This is a genomic window from [Scytonema hofmanni] UTEX 2349 (assembly GCF_000582685.1).
Lineage (GTDB): Bacteria > Cyanobacteriota > Cyanobacteriia > Cyanobacteriales > Nostocaceae > Hassallia > Hassallia hofmanni.
On sequence record NZ_ALWD01000158.1, the window covers coordinates 1 to 6,205 of the forward strand.

Below are 6,205 nucleotides of genomic sequence, written 5' to 3' on the forward strand. Positions count from 1 at the left end.
TACACGTTTTGGAAGTTAGCAGTTCACAAACCAAATATCTACAAACTTTATGCGGTAGAAAATTTTTAGTGACGATAGCAGAATGTACTGAGACGTTTTATGGTGATAATAAGTGCTGTAAGTACTGTAATGATATTTATAAGAATTCACAGAAAGGGCACAAAAAATGAACGTTATATCGCGTAGACGGCTGTCCGGAAACCTAATAGGTTTCGTTGGTATTTGACGTTATCTTTCACCATACTTTTTTCCTAGTGTTTACCAAAAACTGAAATATTTTTAAAACACGCTATTCCGTTTTCGGGAAGTTAACTTGTCACTGGTAATAAACACGCTAAAACCAGCGCTGGTGAACAGTTCCATAAAGCTTCAAATTCTAGACGCATAAACGGGCAAACAGAATTTCAACCCCGCGCGATCTCTCCAACACCCCTCACTCTCTGACTTAGGCATCCAGCTAGCAAGTAAAATGCAACAAACAATGCAAGATTTAACGTTGCAACAATTGTTGCATCCACTTTTAGAAAACTTACAGCTGTAAGTGTTTTGAAAATTATGTAAGTAGCTGTAAACCTTGCGCTGTATACTTGCAACGTTTTTTATTTTTAAACTTACAACTTCCTATACCTGTAAAATAAGGGTGTAAGTTACGCGATTACAAGAAAAATAAAGTAGCAAATTACAGCTGAGTAGTGGTGTTTACAATTTTGTCGGGTGTATTTGTCGGGTTAAGCTGTCGGGGTTGTCGGGTCATTCCCGACACGCGATCTACCAGCTTCTAAAAGTGCTTTTAAGCTTGCGATTTCTCTGTGTGCATCTTCTAACTTGCTACAACCAACTAGCTCACCTCTGAGAATCTTCCCTACCATCTCATCAATCCGACCGCTAACGTTACCGCCACGTTCCAACCAAGCCTTAGTTTCTGGGAGGATAGTTACGTTAGTGCGAATTTTACCTTTATCCCTATGGGTCGCTCCCAACTTTAAATTTTCGAGCGATGCGGAATTCATCTTCCTTGTCATAAATCCATAAATACACATTTATGGAAAGATGATAACATTCTTAGTGTAGTGTTTTGTAGTACTATGTTATACGATTTGTTCGTACAAAAATGGCGTTTTTAGATGGGGATGATGCGTACCCTTTCCCCAGTATAAGCGGCTTTGCATCAAAGCGTCGCCTGGAAGTATTGCAAAATAAGGGTTTTTTAAGTTGAAAAATGTCGCAAAGTCGGGGTGTTTTTGAAAAATGGGGGTGTTTGCTACAAACAAGAATGATTCTTTTTGTCAATAAGTCTGAGAAAATATGTCAATAAGGTTTTTACAACCAATTTTTATATAGTTGTGGTGTTGTTGGGTTGCAGTCCTTCTATAGTTTGGGCATAGCCATTGTCTAAACTAGTAAAGTATGGCTATGCTATGGCTATAGTCTCCCTGTACTCTGTGTGTAGTCGGACTGTAACTAGTTAATTGTTGTGGAATGGTCGGTTTATAACCCAGTTATTCCCCTAAATAATTTCTGAGTTCACCCAAAAGTTCAACCGCACGTTCGTAACGTGGCGATGGTTTCCCGGTTTTAGTCTTGCCGGCTGTTTCCTCTATCTTTTCTTCCCAGGTATCGACCAAAACTTTTATTTGCTCAAAGGTTTCCAAAATATCTTTGATGTTGTCGGCGACGGTCTCAGGCACACGCACAAGTTTGGTTTTAACCCCAGTTCCATATTTACCTTCTCTAGGAATGCCCGTAGGTCTCCCGCGTCGTGTGCCGTCTTTAGCAAGCTTATCTGAAGAATCCATTTACCTGTACAATTAGTTTAATTAACTGTAACAGATAAATCATATCCGGTCAATAGTCCGTCCAGTCCAGGTTTTCAGCATCATTGAAGTCGTCGTTAAGTTCTCGCGTCACTTCCAAGCGATCGCCACTGTACCTAGTGCTAAGTTGCTCTTGAACTTTAGCCAAACACTCACTAGCCTCATGCTTAATGTAATTCCTATACACATTAGCTTGGCGTTTGTCAAGTCCATCAAAGAAGTTGTTTTTTCCAGATCGAATGTAGCCATCGATCGTCTCAATCATCTTTTGATAATTAAGAGTACCGTCTTTATTTAAGAAAAACATCTCGTAACTTTGACCGCAACTGCGTAAAAGTTTTTCATATTCTTTACGCCAACCAAGATATTGTTTCTGAGTTTGAAAGGTGAATTGTGAAAGTGAAAATTCGTGCAACAACCCCGCAACTTCGACGGTACAACCAGGATAAACGTGAGTGTCTTTCCAGGTTAGGTAGTTACGCCGAAAGTCTCCTACTTTCAATATATGTTCCCGCAAAAATACACGTCCTCTAACTATAGACGATGGATTTGTTAGCGCTAGGAGAAATTCCTCAGATGGTTTCGTACCATCTTCATTAACTATAAGTTCCTCATTTCCAGTTATTATTTTATGACCGCGTTTAGAGTAGCTACGCATCGCCACTTTGGTTTTACCTTGGAAACTTAGACTATAGTTAGCCGTGCCGTGAAATGTGGCAGTGTCGTACAATCCCTTTGCTTCAAATTCAAATTGTCCTAAGCGATTATTACCGTAAACGTCTTGTGTTTCTTGGTGCAAAACATCTAATCCAGAAAACAAGTTTCGCAAGTGTGCCATTGTCGCGTTGTTAACCCAGTTTAGAGAATCTGTGGCTGAAAAGGAACGTAAGCAATCATCTTCACAGATAAGTAATATGGGTTCTTTATCATCTGAAACAACTTTAGATCCGTCGGGTAACTCTTGCACATCTTCTATATCGTTACTTCCTAATACTAATGTTTTATTATCTGTTACAGATAAATCTCCTGTTTCATTAATGGGATTAAAACCAATAGCATATCTCACATCGTTGGTGTAGAGATTAACAGTGTTTTCGCCATGAATACGCCTACCATCTCTAGGATAAAGCACCTTATTCATATCAAAAGCACAACCATCTGTTATGCTTTGCCAACCATGTAAACCCTTCTCCATACACCACGCTAAACCCCGTACTCTGGCAGTGATATTGTTCCCTACTACCACATTTCCAACTTCAAAGAAGGGTGAAACCATATCACCATATAAGGTATTTATGCATAACTTATATAGTTCATTAAGTGCCGTCTTTTTAGGATACTTTTTACGCTCTAGTAGCAATTTATCTACTAACAATTCACCCAATTTCACCCCATACCAACGGTGACATTCTTCCTCAACAGCGATTTTACGAGTCTTTCCTTTGTGCGACTCAGCATAGGTTACATTATTACCTTTATGCCGTGCATGTGCTTCTATCAAAGCGTTAGGAGTCTCAACACGTTCACTAGCAGGGTAGTAAATAGCGGTTTCAATTATTAAGCTATCTAGAAATTCTTTACGCTGTCGTACACTAGCTACATTGTCTAACCATTGAATAAAATCATGTGTGATAATAGCGTGATGCACTTCATTATTTAAGATTCTAACTTCACCAACATTATCTACATCCCACCAATCATCCGTCTCAGCAAATGCACTATCGGTAGGCATAGTTGAAATATCTTTTGGTGGAAACCAAGATGTTAAATAATCTTGTGCATAAGTCAAAGGTAAATTATCCTTACATGAGACTCGCGCTTGCCATAATCCAGGGACTAATTCGTGACTATACTTTTTAAGGAATTGCCTAAGTGTTTGATATTTATTATTCTTGCTAGCGATGGGATAGTCTATTAAGACGGGTACGCCTAAAGGATATATTTGAACTCGTAAACCTTCACCATAAGCGCTAGAGATGTCTAAGTCAGCAATTACACCTTTAACAGTAGTGTCTATCGGTCGATTATTGCGACATCTCCCACCATCAACTTTGACATTTAACCACGCTGTCGTTGTTGTCTTCCTTTTTAACCAGTCAGCACAAGCATATTTACAAAATGCTTTAATAGCACTTCTATCATCTGACTCACAACCAAATAAGTTTTTGATAGCAGCTTCTATCATCCTTGACTCGGTTGCACCAATCGTTAAACGCGGTGGGGTGTGATATTTACTAAGTCCCAAAGACTGATAAATCTTATAGAAGTTTTCCATATTACCCAACAAAGCATTATGATTGTATAAGTCCCCTAGCGCATAATTATCGAAATCATCAGGACGCTTAAGGTACATGAGATCCATCATACCTTTATCTCTGTCACTGAAGATATCTTTATACTCTAAAGTCACATTCGAGTTAGCGCAAAACTTTGCATAACTTGCAACACCATGCACGGCGCATGTGTCGTAAATGCAAAGTCTAATTCTGTACGGTATGCCGTCAATAACTAATTCCCACGGCATCTGTACATAATTAAAAAGTTGGTTTCCTGCTTTGGTGTAAGTCCTTAATCGCCTGCCTTGATGTATGCCGTATTCACAGGGATTAACAATTAATGACATTACGTCATCACGATACGCACCTTGAAAAACGCGCATAAGTTCGGCAACTGCAAAGTAACTGTACATGTCGATTTGTAGCCACGGGATATTTGCGGTGCTATTCCAAGTTGCTAACCGATAAAGTTGCACCTGGTGTCCGTAACTTTCCAAATAATCTACAACAACAAATCCATGTTTAAATTTTGGATGCCGTGGTTTATTAATAGATATTTCTGGATGTGCATAAATTATGCCAACTTCTCTGGTTATTGAGCGGCATTGCACGGTTAAATTTTGACAGATATCTCTATCTTTACTATTGACGTGGTTTAGGTTGTAAGTTGGATGTGTAAACTCGGTATCAACTTCAACAGGTAAATAAAGGTTTAAACCAGTTACGTTATAAATGGTTTCATCTGGATATATATAATCTTTTGCAACGTTCTTGAACACGTCTTAAAGCACCTTGATTTCAAATTGGTTTTTAGCATTACGTTCATCGCGTTAAGGTTCATTTTCATTGTACTAGCGCTATATCAAATTGACTAGATACACTTATTGCGATGTTACATATTTTCCAAAAATACTCAAAAACGATTTCTATAGTTGCAATAAAATTGTTTTTATTGTGTGTTTTGTAATATAATGTATTTGGTTTTTGAAACGTCAATTAAAGCACAGCCATAGCCTTAGAATGTTGATGCACTAAGGCTATGGCTTTTTTATTGATGCTATTCCACTACATCAACATCCACTTTCTCTGAATGCACATATCTAGTAACTACAGACAAACCATAATCTAAATTTTCAATTTCACACTCTAAATGTGACTGATAAATCTCTAGCAAAAGATGGATGTTAGCAAAGTTATCGGGTGTACATCCGTCTTCTTTACTGGCTAACTTGATTAAGCGAGAATCTTCTTTGATGCGATTTATTGAATCCTGTAAGTCCAATAAATGACTTTTAGCGTCACGATGTGTCATGATGATTTTGCCTCGGTTGCGGAATCAACTGTGGAAGACCTGCCAGCAGTGAGAGGTCGAAATCTTGCTGCTGGGGGGCATATTAACTTTGTACCGATTGTACCGTGATTTAGCGCGTATTAGTTATTTTCTGGTTTTACAAATTTCACTAAATTTTTGCTGGACTAGTATAGTTGTCCGGGAACGAATAACGGTTACAACCCTAGCGTGAGTTAATCGCGTATCATCAATAGATGCAATAGTTTCAAGCGATATACCAATTATGGAAACTTTAGGACAAAGAATAAATCCTAACGGGGTACTACACGTTTTGGAAGTTAGCAGTTCACAAACCAAATATCTACAAACTTTATGCGGTAGAAAATTTTTAGTGACGATAGCAGAATGTACTGAGACGTTTTATGGTGATAATAAGTGCTGTAAGTACTGTAATGATATTTATAAGAATTCACAGAAAGGGCACAAAAAATGAACGTTATATCGCGTAGACGGCTGTCCGGAAACCTAATAGGTTTCGTTGGTATTTGACGTTATCTTTCACCATACTTTTTTCCTAGTGTTTACCAAAAACTGAAAATATTTTTAAAACACGCTATTCCGTTTTCGGGAAGTTAACTTGTCACTGGTAATAAACACGCTAAAACCAGCGCTGGTGAACAGTTCCATAAAGCTTCAAATTCTAGACGCATAAACGGGCAAACAGAATTTCAACCCCGCGCGATCTCTCCAACACCCCTCACTCTCTGACTTAGGCATCCAGCTAGCAAGTAAAATGCAACAAACAATGCAAGATTTAACGTTGC

The 6,205-nt window shown here is 38.4% G+C and carries 4 protein-coding genes; all 4 read right to left on the minus strand.

Translation table 11 applies throughout. The annotated features are described in order from the left end of the window. Positions 1 to 728 precede the first annotated feature (728 nt). On the minus strand, positions 729 to 1,010 hold the full coding sequence (locus TOL9009_RS0101200; protein WP_029630609.1) for a hypothetical protein: 282 nt from the start codon (positions 1,008 to 1,010) through the stop codon (positions 729 to 731). Positions 1,011 to 1,499: 489 nt separating this feature from the next. Further along, positions 1,500 to 1,796: a hypothetical protein gene (locus TOL9009_RS0101205; RefSeq protein WP_029630611.1), complete on the minus strand. Its 297-nt coding sequence runs from the start codon at positions 1,794 to 1,796 to the stop codon at positions 1,500 to 1,502. 49 nt (positions 1,797 to 1,845) lie between these two features. Then, the gene (locus TOL9009_RS0101210; RefSeq protein WP_029630613.1) at positions 1,846 to 4,869 is read right to left on the minus strand and encodes a hypothetical protein; all 3,024 of its coding nucleotides are present in this window, start codon (positions 4,867 to 4,869) and stop codon (positions 1,846 to 1,848) included. Positions 4,870 to 5,147: 278 nt separating this feature from the next. Further along, a complete protein-coding gene (locus tag TOL9009_RS0101215) occupies positions 5,148 to 5,402 on the minus strand; it encodes a hypothetical protein (RefSeq protein ID WP_029630615.1) in 255 nt (84 codons plus the stop codon). Positions 5,403 to 6,205 lie beyond the last annotated feature (803 nt).

Coding starts and splice junctions, on each gene's coding strand:
- TOL9009_RS0101215 (WP_029630615.1), bottom strand. CDS start 5,402: ATGACACATCGTGACGCTAAAAGTCATTTATTGGACTTACAGGATTCA.
- TOL9009_RS0101200 (WP_029630609.1), bottom strand. CDS start 1,010: ATGAATTCCGCATCGCTCGAAAATTTAAAGTTGGGAGCGACCCATAGG.
- TOL9009_RS0101205 (WP_029630611.1), bottom strand. CDS start 1,796: ATGGATTCTTCAGATAAGCTTGCTAAAGACGGCACACGACGCGGGAGA.